14 protein-coding genes are annotated in these 17,047 nt (G+C 45.6%); 9 read left to right on the top strand and 5 right to left on the bottom strand.

The window, feature by feature from the left end; translation table 11 throughout:
* Nucleotides 1-115: 115 nt before the first annotated feature.
* A complete protein-coding gene (locus Q0101_RS08690) occupies nt 116-547 on the bottom strand; it encodes a redoxin (protein ID WP_297944453.1) in 432 nt (143 codons plus the stop codon).
* 140 nt (nt 548-687) lie between these two features.
* Here Q0101_RS08690 and Q0101_RS08685 point away from each other — a divergent pair, with 140 nt between their 5' ends.
* Nucleotides 688-1,764 carry a DUF3137 domain-containing protein gene (locus tag Q0101_RS08685; RefSeq protein WP_297944450.1) on the top strand — a complete coding sequence of 359 codons (1,077 nt, stop codon included), beginning with the start codon at nt 688-690 and terminating at the stop codon, nt 1,762-1,764.
* A 205-nt stretch (nt 1,765-1,969) separates the two neighbouring features.
* Here Q0101_RS08685 and Q0101_RS08680 read toward each other — a convergent pair whose 3' ends face one another.
* Complete coding sequence (locus tag Q0101_RS08680) at nt 1,970-2,980, bottom strand: DUF475 domain-containing protein (protein WP_297944447.1); 1,011 nt, start codon at nt 2,978-2,980, stop codon at nt 1,970-1,972.
* Nucleotides 2,981-3,067: 87 nt separating this feature from the next.
* Between Q0101_RS08680 and Q0101_RS08675 the strand changes: the two genes are divergently transcribed.
* The 6 genes from Q0101_RS08675 (at nt 3,068) to Q0101_RS08650 (ending at nt 9,051) form a co-directional block, all read left to right on the top strand.
* Nucleotides 3,068-4,387, top strand: a complete 1,320-nt coding sequence (locus Q0101_RS08675; RefSeq protein ID WP_297944444.1) for a Na+/H+ antiporter NhaC family protein — start codon at nt 3,068-3,070, stop codon at nt 4,385-4,387.
* 280 nt (nt 4,388-4,667) lie between these two features.
* Nucleotides 4,668-5,111 carry a copper resistance protein CopD gene (locus Q0101_RS08670; protein ID WP_297944441.1) on the top strand — a complete coding sequence of 148 codons (444 nt, stop codon included), beginning with the start codon at nt 4,668-4,670 and terminating at the stop codon, nt 5,109-5,111.
* 616 nt (nt 5,112-5,727) lie between these two features.
* Nucleotides 5,728-6,537 carry a transporter substrate-binding domain-containing protein gene (locus tag Q0101_RS08665; protein ID WP_297882281.1) on the top strand — a complete coding sequence of 270 codons (810 nt, stop codon included), beginning with the start codon at nt 5,728-5,730 and terminating at the stop codon, nt 6,535-6,537.
* Nucleotides 6,538-6,559: 22 nt separating this feature from the next.
* A complete protein-coding gene (locus Q0101_RS08660; RefSeq protein ID WP_297944438.1) occupies nt 6,560-7,363 on the top strand; it encodes a transporter substrate-binding domain-containing protein in 804 nt (267 codons plus the stop codon).
* Between the two features lie 65 nt (nt 7,364-7,428).
* The gene (locus Q0101_RS08655; RefSeq protein ID WP_297944435.1) at nt 7,429-8,232 is read left to right on the top strand and encodes a transporter substrate-binding domain-containing protein; all 804 of its coding nucleotides are present in this window, start codon (nt 7,429-7,431) and stop codon (nt 8,230-8,232) included.
* A gap of 15 nt (nt 8,233-8,247) precedes the next feature.
* The gene (locus Q0101_RS08650) at nt 8,248-9,051 is read left to right on the top strand and encodes a transporter substrate-binding domain-containing protein (RefSeq protein ID WP_297944432.1); all 804 of its coding nucleotides are present in this window, start codon (nt 8,248-8,250) and stop codon (nt 9,049-9,051) included.
* Between the two features lie 221 nt (nt 9,052-9,272).
* Here the strand turns inward: Q0101_RS08650 and Q0101_RS08645 are convergent, their stop codons facing one another.
* Nucleotides 9,273-10,229 carry an AraC family transcriptional regulator gene (locus Q0101_RS08645; RefSeq protein WP_297944430.1) on the bottom strand — a complete coding sequence of 319 codons (957 nt, stop codon included), beginning with the start codon at nt 10,227-10,229 and terminating at the stop codon, nt 9,273-9,275.
* Nucleotides 10,230-10,338: 109 nt separating this feature from the next.
* Between Q0101_RS08645 and Q0101_RS08640 the strand changes: the two genes are divergently transcribed.
* Both Q0101_RS08640 and Q0101_RS08635 read left to right on the top strand, forming a co-directional pair.
* Nucleotides 10,339-12,309, top strand: a complete 1,971-nt coding sequence (locus Q0101_RS08640) for a TonB-dependent receptor (protein WP_366939423.1) — start codon at nt 10,339-10,341, stop codon at nt 12,307-12,309.
* Between the two features lie 50 nt (nt 12,310-12,359).
* Entirely contained in the window at nt 12,360-13,505 is a 1,146-nt protein-coding gene (locus Q0101_RS08635) for a PepSY domain-containing protein (RefSeq protein WP_297944424.1), read from the top strand.
* 189 nt (nt 13,506-13,694) lie between these two features.
* On the opposite strand, the gene Q0101_RS08630 is transcribed toward Q0101_RS08635, so the two are convergent.
* Both Q0101_RS08630 and Q0101_RS08625 read right to left on the bottom strand, forming a co-directional pair.
* Nucleotides 13,695-14,627, bottom strand: a complete 933-nt coding sequence (locus Q0101_RS08630; RefSeq protein WP_297944421.1) for a D-2-hydroxyacid dehydrogenase — start codon at nt 14,625-14,627, stop codon at nt 13,695-13,697.
* 584 nt (nt 14,628-15,211) lie between these two features.
* The gene (locus Q0101_RS08625) at nt 15,212-16,396 is read right to left on the bottom strand and encodes a glutathionylspermidine synthase family protein (protein ID WP_297944418.1); all 1,185 of its coding nucleotides are present in this window, start codon (nt 16,394-16,396) and stop codon (nt 15,212-15,214) included.
* Between the last annotated feature and the right edge of the window lie 651 nt (nt 16,397-17,047).

The following is a 17,047-nucleotide window of genomic DNA, read 5'->3' as shown; positions in this document are numbered from 1 at the left end:
CGCCATTTTAATTAAAAATGCTGAATTTAATAAAAATGCGCTCTGTCCTAAATTTCAGCTTTGTGTCGCAATGTGTTTGGAGCGCGAATTTAAAGCGTGCCGCCAAAGCGATCGATTACAGGCTCTTTAGCGCCGCAAGTACGTTTTGCGCATCCTGCTCGGGTTCAGCGATACGGCTAAAGCGCTTTATCTCCTTGCCGTCTTTAAAAATCAGGGTTTGACGGTGGTAAAATTTCTTCCCGTCGCCGGTGGTGAAGGTTTCGAGCTGCAGCGGCGCTTCAAGCTCGAATTTTTCGTCGTTTATGAACTCAAACGTAGCGCCCGTAGCGCGCTTAAACTCGCTCGTGCCCGCCTCGCCCATGCTGCCTACGGCGATAAGCTCAAAGCCGAGGGCTTTTATCTGCGCAAGCGCGCCCTCGTAGGCCTTGCACTGAAGCGTGCAGCCCGTAAGCCCCGCCACGCCGTGCAACTCTGCGGGCAAAAATTTGCCGCTGTTGCCCATTTTCGGGTAGGTAAAAACCACGCAATTTTTCGGTAAATTTATCATCTCTCGCCTTTTGATCGAAATAGGTCGCAAAAATAGCATAAAAAATCTTAAACCCGCTTAACGGATGAAATTTTAATAAAATTTAGCGTAAAATAAAGGGCAAAATTTCGGCAAATCAAATTCGGAGTTAAATTTTGGATATGGATAGGGTGATAGAGGAGCTGGCAAAAAAGCAGCAGCAGTGCAAGATAAAATTTCTAAAACCGCTGATTTTATTGCTATGCATCGCGGTTTTTTCCGTCGGCTGGTTTATCCACGGCTTGATCCAAAACGAATACTCCTCCGCCGTGCTGATGTCCGCGATGATCCCGATAATTGCGGTAAGCTGCGTATGGGGGATTTATGATGATTCCATCGCCAAGTGGGAGTACAACGCCTTTTACAAAGACGCTTTCATCCGCGCTATTATTTCAGATATCGATCCTGCCTTTAGATACGAGCCGCGAAGCGGCATAGACGAAGAAGAAATCCGCAAAACGGGCATCTATCCGAATAATGAATTCGTAGCCGAGGATCAGATAGACGGCGTGTATAAAGGGGTAAAATTTAGCCTAAGCGAGGCGATAAAAATCTATGAAACGCGCGAGTCTATGGAGCTTGTAAGGCTATCTCAAAGGTCCAAGAGCGATCTTTCCGCGGCTTTTTTGCTATCGGCGATCGCGCTTTGGAACGCTTGGAGGCTCGGCGAATATGTGCAAGCCTTTAGCGGCTCGGTTTTGGTGTGCGAGTTTTATAAGAAATTTAAGGGGCAAACTATCATCGCGGACCGCTCGCCCGGCACCAAATTTTTAGGCGATCAGGAGCTGATGGACGACGTGATTTTCGGAGAGGAATTTCGCGTGTTCGCAAGCGATAAGATAGAGGCGCGGTATCTTTTGACGCCTAGCTTTATGGATCGCCTCGGAGCTTTGAAGCTTAAGCTTGCGCCCAAGATCGCTCTTAGCGCGGCGTTTATGGACGGAAAATTTTATCTATTTTTGAACGGCGCGAAAAACCGCTTCGAGCCCGCGCTGTTTTCGCCGCGCACTACGCTAAAAGACGCCGAGCGGATAAAGGCCGAGGTTTTGCAGCTTCTGGGTATCATTGACGAGCTGCGCTTGAATGAGGGATTTTTTGGCGGCGCAAGCGAGAGCGGCGAGCCCGCAAATAGCCCATCCCTCAGCGGCAAGGAGTTACAAAGATTGCGCGATAAAGGCTTAAGCTCGCGCGATCGCTAGGATGGATAAAATTTAATGCTTTTCGTAAAATCTCAATCTCATCGCCCGCGGCTTTAAATTTAGCGCTTTTTGGAGTTTGGCATTTTTTGAAATTTAGCGTCTCTTGAAATTTAACGCGGCGCAAGCGAGCGAATTTTACCGCTTGCGGCAGTGGTTTGAAATTTTAAAATTTGATCTCGCGCGCAGCAAGATATGCGATGAAATTTTATTCGTTGTTTCCCGCGATCGTTTCGATTAGCTTGCGTTTGTTGCGGCGGTTGTAAAGCACCGACGAAAGGAGCGATAGCGCGATGAATAATATCCCCACGGTGCCCGTTATGATCTCGCTTACTTCAAATTTCAGCTTGGCAAACATTATAAACGCCAAACACGCGATGGCGTAGTGCGCGCCGTGCTCCAGATACGCGAAGTGCGACAGCGTGCCGCGGGCGATGAGATACAGCGTGATGGAGCGCACGAACATCGCGCCCGCGCCGAGACCTAGCATGATGATGAAGATATTATCGCTTAGCGCAAACGCGCCGATCACGCCGTCGAAGCTAAAACTCGCGTCCAGGGTTTCTAAATACAAAAAGCCCGCAAGGCCGTTTTTTACGCCGTCCGTGCCGAAAAGGCGGTCGAAGCAGGAGATGAGCAGATAGAGCAGGATCGCGCCGAAATACGCTGTGCCGAGCGTAGCCGAGCCCGTTTTAGCAAGCAGCACGAGCCCCGCGGCTAGAGCGATCAGCGTGGGGGCGTTTGGAATGCGTTTTAAAAATCGCACGAGCCCGTTATTTTCGATTATGCCTAGCCAGTGTAGCTCGCGCCGCGCATCGAAGAAAAAATCGCAAAAGACCATCAGCAAAAATGCGCCGCCGAAAACGTAAATTTGCGCTTCGTTCTCGCTTAAAATTTCATGGTAGCGGTGCGGCTGCTTAAGCGCCAGCACAAGGGTTTCCCAAAGACCCAGATGCGCGCTTGCGGCGACGATTAGTACGGGGAATAAAAACCTCATGCCAAAAACCGCGATCGGAATGCCCCAGAGGATAAATCTGCTCTGCCACACCGGCGCCATATCTTTTAGTACCTTGGCATTGACTACGGCGTTGTCGAAGCTGAGGCTGATTTCCAGCGCGCACAAAAGCGCACAGATATAAGCGGCACCAGCACCGCCGATATAAAATGCGATAGCAAGCGCAATTAGGCTTACTACAAAAGAGGAGTAAAAATATTTCATCGCTGTCCTAGCCGATTTTTTGCGCGATTTTAGCAAAATTTAGCCCTAAATTCTATATAATTGCAAAAATTCCAAAAAAGGCAAAAGATGCTTACCAATCCCGTATTTATCAGTATCTGTGTGATGTGCGCGCTATGCTTGCTGAGGTGCAACGTAATGCTCGCGATCCTAATCGGCACGATATGCGCCGTGCTCTCAAGCAATATCCCGCTGGGCGATGCCATAAATTTATTCATAAACGGCAACCCTGAAAACGCCGGCAGCCTCGGTATGGGCGGAAATTTAGAAACCGCGCTTTCATATCTGCTGTTAGGCGTCATCGCAAGCGCGATCTCAAAGACGAACTTAACGGCGATCTTGGTGCGCGCGGTGGCAAATTTAATCAGCGACAAAAAATACGTCTTTATCTTTTCGATCGCCTTTTTTGCGTGCTTTTCACAAAATTTAATCCCCGTGCATATCGCCTTTATCCCGATTTTGATCCCGCCGCTAGTCAAGATCATGAACTCGCTAAAGATCGACCGCCGCGCCGTAGCGTGCGCGCTGACGTTCGGCTTGCAGACGCCGTATATGGCGCTGCCGCTGGGATTTGGGCTTATCTTTATGGGGCTAATCGAAAAAAATATGAACGCAAACGGCATCGCGGTAAGCCTTGGCGACATATCGAGCGTGATGTGGCTAAGCGCCGTGCCGATGCTCGTGGGCCTCATCCTAGCTGTGATCTACTACCGCAAGCCGAGGGAGTATGCCGAAACCAAAGAGAGCCTGGATGCGCATTTTAGCGAGCTTAAGATGGGTGTGCGAGAGTGGGGCGCTCTAGCGGGCATCGCGGTGTGCTTCGCGGTGCAAATTTGGATCAAATCCCTTCCGTTTGCCGCGCTTAGCGGAATTTTGGTAATGCTTGCTAGCAAAGGCATTGAGTGGAAAAAGCTGGATAGCGTATTTGACGAGGGCGTGCATATGATGGGATACATCGCGTTTTTGATGCTGATCGCCGCAGGATACGGCACGATCTTAAAAGAAACCGGCGGCGTGAACGAGCTGGTGCACGTAGCGAGCACTTTAAGCGGCGGCAAGCTAGGCGGCGCGCTGCTGATGATCGGCATCGGGCTACTCGTGACGATGGGTATCGGCTCGAGCTTCGGCACGATCCCTATCATCGCTACGATATACTGCCCGCTAGCCGCGCAGCTGGGCTTTAGCACGGCGGCGACGATCTTTATCATCGGGGTGGCCGCGGGTATCGGCGATGCGGGCTCGCCTGCGAGCGATAGCACGCTCGGGCCTACCGTGGGGCTGAATATCGACGGCGAGCATAGCCATATGTGGGACACCTGCGTGCCGACCTTTATTTTCTTTAATATCCCGCTAATCATATTCGGCATAATCTTTTCAATGATGTTATAGATTGCGAAATTTACGCGGTTTTCGCGGGCGGAATTTTAGAATTTTAGAATTTCGTCCGCGCGGCGCTGCTCGTAAATTTTGTAAATTTACGAATGCGGCCATTTTTAAATTTAGCTGCGCGGCTTTACTTTTAAATTTGCTCGCGCGATTTTGCCAAAATTTATTTGCGTCGCTCGCACGATCGGCTTAAATTTAACCGCTCGCGGCACGTTGATGAAAATCATTGCTAAAATTTGAAATTTCGCATAAAATGGGCGAAATTTCATAGCAAGGAGCGGCGGTGGAGCAAATTTATCCCTACGTGCAGATCGTCCATCTCATCTGCGCCATTATCTTTTTGGGCTACATATTTTTCGACGTCGTGATTTTTTCGCGGCTTAAAAGCGCGCTGGGCGCGGATTTTGAGCGCGTTAAAAAGGCGATCGGCTCGCGCGCGATTAAAATCATGCCGGTTTGCCTTTTTACGCTGATAATCACCGGCGGAATGATGATGAGCCGCTGGGTCGGAAGCGCTAACGGCGGGTATTTCGGCACGCCGCTTCAAAAAATCTTTATGCTAAAAGTCACGCTCGCGCTCATCATCGCCGTGTGCGTAGCGATAAATTTAAGCTGCCGCGCGATGGGAAGGCCTGCGCCTGAGTTTTTGCGAGTAAATATCCACAAGATCGCCTTTGTATTCGGATTCATCATCGTGCTTTGCGCCAAGCTGATGTTTGCAGTATGATTTATGGCGCAAAATTTAGCGCTGACGGCGCGACTTTTATCGCGGAATTCTGGAGCGCGGCAAAGATTTAATTTTGCTTGCTTTTGAATTTTGTAGTCTGCTAAAAATTTTAAAATTCCGTTTTGCTGGGCGGGAGTAGAAATTTAAGAATTTTAAATTCCGCTATGTCTGCACTAAAGCGCGAAATTTTAAAATTCCACTCCTTTTTTGTGCTGTTTTGTCAAATGCAATCTGCAAAATTTAATCTCATAAAATTTTAAAATTTCATCGCGAGTTTTAAAGCGCTCATAAAATTTCTCACCCAATTCTGCAGCTTTAAAATTTTGTAAAATTCTGTGGCTTTAAAATTTTGCAAAATTTTAAAAATTTTAAATTCTATCGCTAGGATGCGGATGAAAACTCTAAAAAAAACTCGCGCAAAATCGAAGCAAACAATGAAAAAGCGAATTTATTTGGCGACTTTACTTACTATTTAATAATCATTAAAGATATAAAAAGCTAAAATTGCTTTTCGCCTGCGGGCGAATTTAATGTCTGCTTGCCATTCGGGCGGGATTTTGAGGTTTTCCGTAGCCGTGGCAATGGTTTTGAAATTATTTATGAGAAAGGAAAAAGGATGAAGAAATTTCTCTTAAGTCTGCTTGTCGCAGCTTTAGCTAGTAGTGCGCTTTGCGCAAGATCGCTCTCCGAGATCAAAAGTAGCGGAGTGCTTAGAATAGGCGTTTATGACGCGCAGCCGCCATTTAGCAAGATAGAAGACGGCGTGCATCAGGGCTTTGAGGTCGATATGGCAAATGCCATCGCCAAAGATATGCTTCCATCAGGCGGAAAGGTGGAGTTTACCTCCGTGCTTGCAAATCAGCGTATAAAATTCCTACAAGAAGATAAGGTGGACGCGGTTATTGCAACTCTTACCGTAACTCCGGAGCGCGAGAAGCAGATCGATTTTACGACCCCGTATTTTAGTGTCAATATAGGCATTTTAACCCGCGTCGAAGATAAGATTAAATCCTTAAACGATTTGCAAGATAAAACTATTTTAGTTCTTAGCGGCGGTACTGCAGAAACATACTTTGAAAAGCAAGGCTATAATATCGCCAGATGCGATAACGCAAACGCTTGCTACAAGGCGCTAAAAGCTGGACAGGGCGACGGGTATGCCGATGATAACCTGGTCGTGCTGGCTTATCCGGTATTAGATAAAAAGGTTGAAGTAAATATCAAGAATTTAGGCACTTCGGATTTCTTAGCCATCGGCGTGAAAAAGGGCAATTCGGAGCTTTTGGATTTTCTAAACGGCGAGCTGATCAAGCTAAGCAAAGAGGGCTTTTTCAAAAATTCGTTCGATAATTTCATCGAGCCTTACTACAAAGGAACTGCAGAGAAAAAGTATTTCTTGCTGGACGATCTTTATAGCTTGCTGTAATTTTAAAAAAAAGGGGGACGCTATGAAAAAGATAATCTTGGCGTTAATGCTGGCTGTGTGCTCGCTTCTTAGCAACACTTTGACTCAAATCAAAGAAAAAGGGGTTATTCGAATCGGTATAGATGGCTCATCTCCGCCGTTTAGTGTCGCTAAAGCCGGCGAATATAGCGGCTTTGAGATACTCTTAATCGAAGGGCTTGTTAAAGAAATTTTCGGTGATAAAGGCAGCAAGATACAATATGTCGTAACGGTAGGCGATGATCGTATAAAAGCGGTGCAGGATAACAGAGTCGATTTAGATATCGCGCTAATCTCGGTTACGAAAGAGCGCGAGAAGCTGGTAGATTTCTCCAATCCATACTTTAGCGTAAATATCGGCGTGCTAACTCGTAGCGACGATAATATCAGAAAGGTCTCCGATCTAAACGGGAAGACTATACTAGCGCAGCCCGGCACTACTGTGTTTGATTACTTTACGAAACAGGGCTATAACGTAGTACCGTGTGCGAGCGCGAATGAATGCTTTAATGACCTAAAATCGGGCAAGGGCGACGGATACGGCGATGATAATCTACTTGTATTTGCTTATGCCGTAGTCGATTACAAGGTTGAGGTAAATATCAAGAATTTAGGCTCGACGGACTTCCTGGCCATCGCGGTGCAAAAGGGCAATACCGAGCTGCTTAACGCGGTAAATGCGGGACTAATTAAGCTAAGTAAAAAGGGTTTTTTTACAAAAATTTTTGATGAGAGTATTGAGCCTTTTTATAAAGGCACCATTGATAAAAAGTATTTCTTGCTGGACGATCTTTATAGCTTGTTTTAATTTAAAGTGGCGATGGATGGAATTCTATTCGCTGGCAAAATTTTAGTAAAATTTAAAGGAATTTTATGAAAAAGATTATATTTGCGTTGTTAATCGCTTCGTGTTCGTTATTTGCTAACTCTTTAGTGCAGATCAAAGAAAAAGGGCTCATTCGTATCGGAATAGACGGCTCACTGCCGCCGCTTAGCGTCTCCGAGGACGGCAAATACAGCGGTTTTGAAATTTCGCTTATCGAAGAGCTCGTGAAAGAAATTTTCGGCGATAAGGGCGGCAAAATCGAATATGTCGTAACTCTAGGCAACGACCGTATCACAGCCGTGCAAGATAACAAGGTCGATTTGGATATCGCGGCGATTACGGTTACGAAAGAGCGCGAGAAACTAGTGGATTTTTCAAATCCATACTTTAGCGTAAATATCGGCGTGCTAACTCGCACCGATGATAATATAAAAACCGTAGACGATTTACAAGACAAAGAAATTTTAGCAGAGCCTGGCACTACGGCGTTTGATTATTTTAACAAGGAAGGATTTAAGGTTATCTCATGCGCTAGTTCTAGTGAATGTTTCCGAGCGCTAAAATCCGGTCGCGGCAGCGGCTATGCAGACGATAATATGGTAGTTTTGGGTTATTCGGTTGTAGATCGCAAGGTAGAGGTAAATATAAAGAATTTAGGCACGACGGACTTTTTAGCTATCGCGGTGCAAAAAGGCAACGATGACTTGCTAAACGCCTTAAACGATGGGCTTGTCAAGCTCAGCAAAAATGGCTTTTTCAAGAAAATTTTTAACGATAGCATAGATCCTTTTTACAAGGGAAAGGCTGAGAAAAAATATTTCTTGCTAGATGATCTTTATAAAATGTTTTAATTCAAAGGACGAAATATGAAAAAAATTCTACTAAGTATTTTGCTGGGTGCTGGCGCGCTTTGCGCTAATTCCCTAGCAGATATCAAGCAAGCAGGCGAAATTCGCATAGGCTTGCAAGATTCCCAGCCTCCGTTTAGCTTCGATGATAACGGCACGCTAAAGGGCTTTGAGGTTGATTTGGCAAATGAGTTAGTCAAAAATCTATTCGGCAATAAAAAGATCAAAATCGACTTTATCTCCGTAGCATCTAAAGATCGCGTTCCCTCACTGGAGCAAAACAAAGTAGATCTCATCATATCCAAGCTCACCGTCACAAAAGATCGCGTTCAGAAAGTCGATTTTTCTTACCCGTATTATTCAGTGCAAATTGGCGTGCTAAGCCGTAAGGATGATAATATTTCAAGAATAGATCAGATCGCGCATAAAAAAATTCTAAGCGTTAAGGGCACAACTGCCGAGGAGCACTTCAAAAACGCGGGCTATGAGATTGCGACATGTACCGACGCGAATGAGTGCGTCGCCAGACTAAAGGCTGGCGAGGGCATAGGCTTTGCCGACGATAATACGGTCGTACTCGGATACGCTAGAAACGATACCGCACTTGATGCAAAAATCATCAACCTCGGCAAGGTAGATTATATCGCTGTTGCCCTATCTAAGGGCAATACCGAGCTGCTTGATGCGGTCAATAGCAGTCTAGTAAAAATGTATAAAGCGAAATTTTTCCATAAGGCTTTTGACGAGGATATCAAGCCATACTACGGTGGTAAGATCGATAAAAAGCACTTCACACTCGATGAGGTTTATAGCCTGTTTTAAATTTAGATGCATCTAAAATTTTAAGGCGCCCCTTGGCGTCTAAACATACCCGCAGCTGCGATATTTGATCGCAGCTTGCTTTGCCGCCAAGGCTTCGGCGGCATTTATAATTTAAATTCCGTATTTTTACGGATCCCGGTTGCGATATAAAATTTTATGATGTTTTGATATGCGGTTGTGAAAGGGCGCGGCTTATAAAAGATAGCCGGTCGCAAGAAATTCTAATCCGAGTAGTAAAATTTTATATCCTTTTTCAGTTGCGTCGGCAGCACGTTAAATTTAGTCCTAAAAATTTTAGAAAAATGCGATAAATTATTATATCCGACCATTTTGGCGGCTTCGTTTACGCTGATTTGATCTAGACTCAATAGCTCTTTTGCAATCTCAAGCCGCTCATTTGTCAGCATCGCATAAACGCTCGTGCCAAAATATGCTTTAAAATCCCTTTTTAGTGCAAATTCATTCGTAGCACAAAGATGAGCGAGCTCTTTAATGCTAGGTGGATTTTGCATATTTTCGAGTAATATTTTCTTTGCTTTTTGAACTGTTTTTATGCGATTTTCATCAAGGCTAAGTGCATTTTCGGGCTCATTAAATTTATGAAAACTTCTATAAAGCATCTCTAAAATTTTACTTTCCATAAAAATTTCGCGTATTTTGCCGTCGTATATCGCGGCATTTTCGAGCTCTTTGAGAATAATATTTTGCACGGCGCTTGTTTTAAATTTCTTCATGCAAACGGCTTGATCTAAATTCAAATTTTTTAAAATTCCCAGCTCATTTGCAAAAGCTGTGCTAAGCGCTATGCAGGAGCTTTTATAGTGTTTATTTTCAAGCTCGTGAACGCCACGCAATTTGCTTTGCATAGTTCCGAGCCAAAACTCACCTTTATTCAAAACGAATTGATCTTTATCCGATCTGAAGCAGATAGGATTTTCGCCCGTATTGAAAAATAAAAATGAATAGCGGCTACCTCGCTCGTGGCGATGCAAAAGAAAATCTCTGCAAATTATATCGCTGCTATAATATCCTATCTCTCCGCCCGTATAAAAAGAGCTAAAGCCAAATTTTATGCTTTCGCTTTCAAGCTCGGTTTTACTATACCCGCATTGCTTGGACGGCTCAATGTCGTTAGATATTTTTTGCAAAAAATCATCTAAACTTATCTCCTTGCTCATCTTATCCCTTTAGCGTTTAAAATACTCCCTCTACCGTTTAGTATTTCTTGATAATGCATATCTTATTATAGTAAAATGAGTTTAAATTTTAATAAGAAAAGGGGCGTTTGTGCGCGCAATATATAAATTATCGCTGATTGCTGCTATAGCGACAGCCGGGATATCGAGTGAGTTAGAAAAACAAGGCAAAAGCGTAAATTTGGGCGAAATTACCGTAGTCAGTGCTACGGGCTATCGGCAAAATATTCAAGACGCACCCGCTTCTATCTCCGTTCTTACGCAAAAAGAGATACAAAAACGCAACTATCAAGATATCTCCGCAATGCTAAAAGATTTGCCGAGTGCCTTTACCGCAACGCTAGGTGCTGCATCTAGAAAAGGCATAAGCCTAAGAGGCCTATCTCAAAAATATACGAAAATTTTAATCGACGGCAAGCCTACAACCAGCGATAGTGCTTATAAAGGATTAAGAAGTATCGGCAGCAGCCAGAATTTCTTGCCTCCCGCAAATGCGATAGAGCGCATAGAGGTCATCCGCGGGCCTATGAGCTCGCTTTACGGCAGCGACGCTATGGGCGGAGTAATAAATATCATAACCAAGGGCTTTTCAAATGAGCTTAGCGGCAATGTAAACGGATACTATACTTTTGCCAAAAAATCGCAAATAAAAGGTGATTATCAAACAGGTTTTTATCTAAACGGAGCTATCGTCCCGGACGTGCTAGGTATCGCACTTTACGGCAGATTTTTTGAAAAGATAGAGGACAAAGAGCCTTATGCGAATAGAAATAATGAAGAGACGAATATGGGCGCAAAACTGATGTATAACGTAACGCAAAACGATGAGGTAGCGCTTGATTATCGTAAAGTAAATAATAAATTTAGACGTACATACGGGCGTACGCGAACAACCTCAGGAGGCAATAACGATATTGCGAAAGAGGATATGAAAGGCTACACTGCAAGCCTGTCTCACCAGGGAAAATACGATAAGTTTATGATAGATAGCTATGCAAACTACGATAGCATGAAAGAAAGCGGCGCCCAGGATCTACATCTTAGAACGACTACGCTAAATTCTAAAGGCTCATATTTTTTCGATTCAAATGCTTTGAGTTTGGGCGTGCAATACCGAAGCGAGAGATTAAACGAAGCCGCCACTACCGCAGATGAGGCAAATGTCAAAAGATGGGATTATTCGATCTACGGCGAGGATGATTTTTATCTAACTGACGATTTAACGCTAACCGGTGGAATCAGATATAACCGAGATAAAGACTACGGCGGCCATATATCACCGCGCGCTTATGCCGTTTATCGTTTAAACGAAAGTTTTTCTATTAAAGGCGGCGTTTCGACGGGATATTCAACTCCGGATATTAAGCAGCGTAGCGAGGGCCTTGCCCTGCCATTTGCAGGAGGTCAGGGAGCGCAGATCGGCAGAAGCTCTTTAAAGCCCGAAAGTAGCATAAGCTACGAAGGCGGGTTTTCTTACGACGATAACGATAAATTTAACTTTAGCGCTACTGCGTTTTATACCGAAATCAAAGATGGAATTTCTACCAAATTAATTTGCCGCCCAAGACCGGGAAATCCTTGCGTGCATAACGGCAAAACTTACAGGCGCGGTATTTGGGACACTATAAATATCGGAGAAGCCGAGGTTAGGGGTCTAGAGCTAAGTAACGATTATCAAATTTTAGATAATTTGAAGCTGCATGCAAACTACGCCTATACGAAATCCGAGCAAAAAACGGGTAGCGAGAAGGGCAAAACCTTAAATAATTTTCCAATCCATTCGGTAAAGCTAGGATTTGATTACGACGTAAGCTCCAAGCTAAACTTATGGTCGCAAATAAATTATTATAGTAGAACGCGCGATAGCCTAAGCTACGATGAGGATATCCGCTCATACACGCTTTTTGATCTGGGCGCGAGCTATAAAGTCACAAAAGACGCAAGTTTAAATTTTACGCTTTATAACATATTCAACGAATTCGTACTAACGCGCTCGGGAAATTATCAAATGATGGTTGTAGACGGGATGAAGGCGCAGGTTGGATTTAACGTGAACTTTTAAATTCGCGGCGCATAAAATTTCGTCTGCGGATTTAAAATTTAAGGAAATTAATGGCGATTCTAAAAAGGAAAAAATTTTGGTTCAACGTCCACCTTATTTTGACGCTTATATGCTGCGTGCCGATCTTAATCGTAGCCCTTAGCGGCGCTATTATCTCGTATCATGATGAGATTATAGATGCGTTAAATCAAAGCAAATCTTTCGTGAGTCCGAGCGGAAAAGACGCCCTCGAACCCGCCGAAATTTTAAATATTTTCAGAAAAGTCAAGCCCGGTTTTACGCTCAGTTATTATAGAATTCCTCAAAATAAAAATGAGGCGATTAGGCTTTCCGGTACAGATTCCAGCGGCGAGTTTAAATCATATTTTATAGATCCTTATAACGGCGAAATTACTTCGGAAAACATAGGCGATACGTTTATCGGCGTAATGCTAAACCTACATACCAATCTGGGATTTGGGCTAAGCAAAAACGAAACTCTGCGGGTAATAGGCAAAAATATCGTGGCGTTTAGCACAATTATGTTTATTTTAGTCTTAATTTCAGGCGTGGTGATCTATTATCCTAGCTTTAGAGGAAAGATTTTACGCGCATTTAGGATAAATTTTAAAGCGAGAGGTTATGCGTTTTTATATAGCTTGCACGGCGCGGTCGGAGTTTTGCTGCTGCCCGTTTTGCTTACGATAAGCGCTAGTGGGCTTTATTGGTCATATGATTGGATAGCCAAAATCACCAACAGAGCGCTAGGGGAAAAGGAAATTTTTAGAAAAACGAGTTTTACCGAAGTGCGAGGATTTTCGCTTGAGGATGAAGATAAAATCTTAAATTTTCAGACGGCATTTGATATTTTTAAGCGTGAACGCGGTGAAAACTACGAATTCTTTAACATCATCGCCCAAAAAGATGGAGAAAATTTTATGATCTTTTATTTCGATAAAGGCGAAGAGGGCGAAGAGCATATGAACACGATGAGTGTAAACGTTAAAAAGGGCATCTTGCGGCATGCTCGCTATGATGATGCGAAAAGCACCATGCCGCGCCCGTTTGCTATACATAAAGCCGTTTTGAGCGTGCATTCGGGCTATATCTTCGGAGAGGCGGGTAAGTTCTTATTTTGCGTAGCGGCGATTTCAGTGTTATTTTTTATAGTTACGGGATTTTGGATGAGCATAAAAAGAATTTATAAGAAAAGATAAATCTACGAATTCAAAGCGGAGAGATAGCTTATCCGCGGCGTAAATTTAAAATTTTATCCGAAGCAGTATCGCTTCTTTTCAGTTAATAAAATTTTATATACAGCGCTTTGAAATACTGCGTGCAGAGTCTTTGTGGACCTTGTGCCGCATCTTGATTTTGTTAAATTTGCTTCGGCGTTTCAACCGCGCTTATTTGCCGTTCATAAAATCCCTAATATTTTGCGCGATCATCTTTATCAGCCGTTTGCGGGCCTCGATGCTTGCCCATGCGATGTGAGGCGTGATGATGACGTTGCGGCGATTTTTCACGCGCAGCAGCGGATGATCCGCCCTCATCGGCTCTGTTTGCAGCACGTCAAGCGCCGCGCGCAGGCCTCGCTCGTCCACGGCGCGAGCCAGCGCCTCCTCGTCCACGATGCCGCCACGGCCGAAATTCATCAAGATCGCCCCCTCTTTCATCTTCGCAAGCTCCGTCTCGCCGATCAATCCCGCCGTTTTTTCATTTAGCGGGGCGTGGATCGAGATAATGTCGCAGGCCCTCAAAAGCGCGTCCAAGCTCACTCTGGCAAACTCGCCGTTGTTGTTCGCGCCGCCGGTGGAGTAGTATCTCACGTTCGCGCCGAACGCGGCGGCGATGCGGGCAACCTTTGCGCCGATCTGTCCAAGCCCGATGACGCCGAATTCTTTGCCGTAAATTTCGCTGATGGGCGCGTCAATGTGGGTAAAAATTTCGCTCTCGCACCATTTGCCACTGCTGCCGTAATCCGCGTAGTATCCGAGCGCGTTGGTTAGCGCGAACAGCGACGCGAAGGTCTGCTGCACGACGCTTTGCGTCGAATAGCCAGCCACGTTTTTCACTGCGATGCCGCGAGCCTGCGCTACCTGCATATCGATATTATTCGTGCCCGTGGCGCTTACGCAGATCAGCTTAAGCGCGGTTTGTGCCATGATTTCATCCGTGATTAGGACTTTGTTGGTGATGACGACATCGGCGCCCGCTAGGCGCTGCGCGGTTTGCGCAGGCTCGGTCATCTCGTAGCTTTCAAACTCGCCTAAGCTCGCAATCTCGCTAAGATCGGCATCGGCTCCCAGCGTCGCGGCATCCAAACATACGATTTTCATATTTTCCCCTTTGCGTTTTAAAATTTTAAGTCGTAGCAGCGCGGTTAAATTTAGCCGCTAAATTCCATTGCGCGATTCGGAGCACGGCGCTTAAACGGCAAATTTTAACTCACGAAATTTAGCTATTGCGGAAATTTGCTCTAGCGGAATTTAACTATCGCGAATTCTGCCCTCGCAAAATTTAATGCTTGCAGCGCGCGGAGCGTTAAATTTTAAAATTCTAACTCACATCGAAATAAGCGGTAAATTTTACCGCCGCTGAAACCTGCGTCTAAATTTTAAAATTCTAATTTCATGTCGAAGCGAGAGATAAATTTTTGTCGCTCGCGTTTAAATTTTAAAATTTTAATGTGCGCAAATCTCGCTCCGCGCGGAATTTCAACTCACGCAAATTTAACTTGCGCGAAATTTTATCCGCGCAGAATTCCGATCGCGACGCTACGTTAAATTTCGCCGTAGCCTCCTAGCGTTAAATTCCGCTGCCGCCGAGCGATAAATTACCGCGGCGAGGGCCTTGCCGCCAAATTTATCGCCAAAAGCCGCCGCTCTAAAATTTCTCAAATTTTATAAAATTTGCCGCGCCACTACTGCGCATCCTCGATGTAGTGCCCCACAAATTTTGAGAGATTATTGAGTATCTCGCCGCCCTTGCGGAAGCCCAGCGCGCAGCCTTCGTATGCGAAAAATACCCCCGCTTGGTAGCTCTGGGCGCGCTCGTCTTTGTTGAGCTCGTAAAATTCCTGATATAAAAATTTCTGATTTCCGTATTCGCCGCCGTTTTCCTCTATCTTTTTGCCGTCCGCGTCGAAAATCGCCACGTTCGCCCCCTCGCGCGCCAAAAACGGCTTTTTGATCATCTTTTTACCGATGATCGGCGAAAAGGAGCTTTGCAGCAGCAGGGGGTGGTTCGGATACAGATCCCACAGGATTTTCATAATCCCCTTGCTTTGGAAAAGCAGCGTGTATGCGGGGTTTAGAATGATAGCCTTTTGATTTTGCACGATGTTTTTTAAGATGAGCGCGAGCTCGCCCTCCTCGATCGCGATCGCCTCCCAAGGGATCAGCTTGAACCAATACTCGTAGTTTTCGCCCTCAAAAAACACGCCCTCTTCGTCGTTAAATTCCACCTCGTCCACGTAGGCAAAGCGCGTCGTAAAGCCCGCATCCTCCGCGGTCTGCTGCAAAAGCTTCGTCGTCTTTTCGTCCTCGACATTGCCCGCGACGCTGCTAAATAAAATTTTCCACCCCTCATAAAATTTAGAAAAGTCCTCCAGCTCGCCGTCAAGCACCACGAGCCGCTTGAAATTATCGCGCAGCGCGTCGTAGAGGTCGTTGAACTGGCTCGCCTCGTCCATGCCGTTTTCTTTGAGCATCGCCCACTGGATGATCGCCGTCTCAAACACTGCTGTAGGCGTGTCGGCGTTAAATTCTATCAGCTTGATCGGCTTGCCGTCCAGCCCACCTGCGAAATCAAAGCGCCCGTATAGGTGCCAGTGCACCTCGTTTTCCCAGCTTTGTTTGATTAGATCTACGAGGTTGAAGGGGATGCCGAGCTCGTGGAAGAGGTTATTGTCGATGACGTGCTGCGCGGCTGCTATAAACATCTCGTATAGCTCGTTCGCCGCTTCGTAGTATGCATCCGCCTCCGCAGCGCTCACGCGCACAATCTCGTCGCTGACGTAAGGGGTCTCGTCTGTGTCCGTGTGCCAGTAAAAGCCGAGCTTTTCGAGATATTCGTTGCTTAACGGCGTTATCTTTTTTAGTTGCATAGATTTTCCTTTTTATGTAAATTTTAAAATTCCGCCCGCAGTGCAAAACAAATATAGCACTAGTCGCTGTCGGCATCTTTTACGAGCGCAGCGAAGCAGAATAAAACGCGAGCTATGGCTCGCACCTCTAAGCGCACCGGTTAATCAGAGCTCGGCGGGCGAGCGGTGCATTGCTCCGCTGCAGAGCGGCGCCTCTTTTGCAAGAAATACACCCTTGCAAGTAGCCCCTCCTCGGCTTCCTCAAAAACTGCGACACGTCTTGATCGCACGCCACTACGACCTGGATTTCGCTCGGGTAAAATTTACTCACTTTGGCACCGCTCGGCGATATAAAATTTGCCACAAGAAGCGCTGCGATACGAAATTTCGTATCGCAGATGCGGTGATAAAACTTCCGTCGCAGCACGACCTCGCTAGCCTTAACGTCGCGTCGCAATATAAAATTTTATCGCACGACGCTGCCTTTCATATCAAAATTTCGCCGCGTGGCAATGCCTCAGTAAAAAATGCGATTCGATGCGCTCGGCAGCGGGCGCGAATTCCGCCTCGTCATAACATCGCCGCGGCAATAATTACAAACTGCTATACGCGTAGCGGCGCGGAATTTTATCTTGACAACCTCGCCGCGTAAGGATTGCAAATCACTACGCG

Source organism: uncultured Campylobacter sp. (genome assembly GCF_937921625.1).
Lineage (GTDB): Bacteria > Campylobacterota > Campylobacteria > Campylobacterales > Campylobacteraceae > Campylobacter_B.
This window is presented reverse-complemented; position numbering and strand designations above follow the sequence as displayed.

Bases quoted from the DNA above. Each gene is read 5' to 3' on its own strand.
- Q0101_RS08655 (WP_297944435.1), top strand. From the start codon at position 7,429: ATGAAAAAGATTATATTTGCGTTGTTAATCGCTTCGTGTTCGTTATTT.
- Q0101_RS08660 (WP_297944438.1), top strand. From the start codon at position 6,560: ATGAAAAAGATAATCTTGGCGTTAATGCTGGCTGTGTGCTCGCTTCTT.
- Q0101_RS08675 (WP_297944444.1), top strand. From the start codon at position 3,068: ATGCTTACCAATCCCGTATTTATCAGTATCTGTGTGATGTGCGCGCTA.
- Q0101_RS08645 (WP_297944430.1), bottom strand. From the start codon at position 10,229: ATGAGCAAGGAGATAAGTTTAGATGATTTTTTGCAAAAAATATCTAAC.
- Q0101_RS08650 (WP_297944432.1), top strand. From the start codon at position 8,248: ATGAAAAAAATTCTACTAAGTATTTTGCTGGGTGCTGGCGCGCTTTGC.
- Q0101_RS08630 (WP_297944421.1), bottom strand. From the start codon at position 14,627: ATGAAAATCGTATGTTTGGATGCCGCGACGCTGGGAGCCGATGCCGAT.
- Q0101_RS08625 (WP_297944418.1), bottom strand. From the start codon at position 16,396: ATGCAACTAAAAAAGATAACGCCGTTAAGCAACGAATATCTCGAAAAG.
- Q0101_RS08635 (WP_297944424.1), top strand. From the start codon at position 12,360: ATGGCGATTCTAAAAAGGAAAAAATTTTGGTTCAACGTCCACCTTATT.
- Q0101_RS08680 (WP_297944447.1), bottom strand. From the start codon at position 2,980: ATGAAATATTTTTACTCCTCTTTTGTAGTAAGCCTAATTGCGCTTGCT.
- Q0101_RS08685 (WP_297944450.1), top strand. From the start codon at position 688: ATGGATAGGGTGATAGAGGAGCTGGCAAAAAAGCAGCAGCAGTGCAAG.
- Q0101_RS08665 (WP_297882281.1), top strand. From the start codon at position 5,728: ATGAAGAAATTTCTCTTAAGTCTGCTTGTCGCAGCTTTAGCTAGTAGT.
- Q0101_RS08690 (WP_297944453.1), bottom strand. From the start codon at position 547: ATGATAAATTTACCGAAAAATTGCGTGGTTTTTACCTACCCGAAAATG.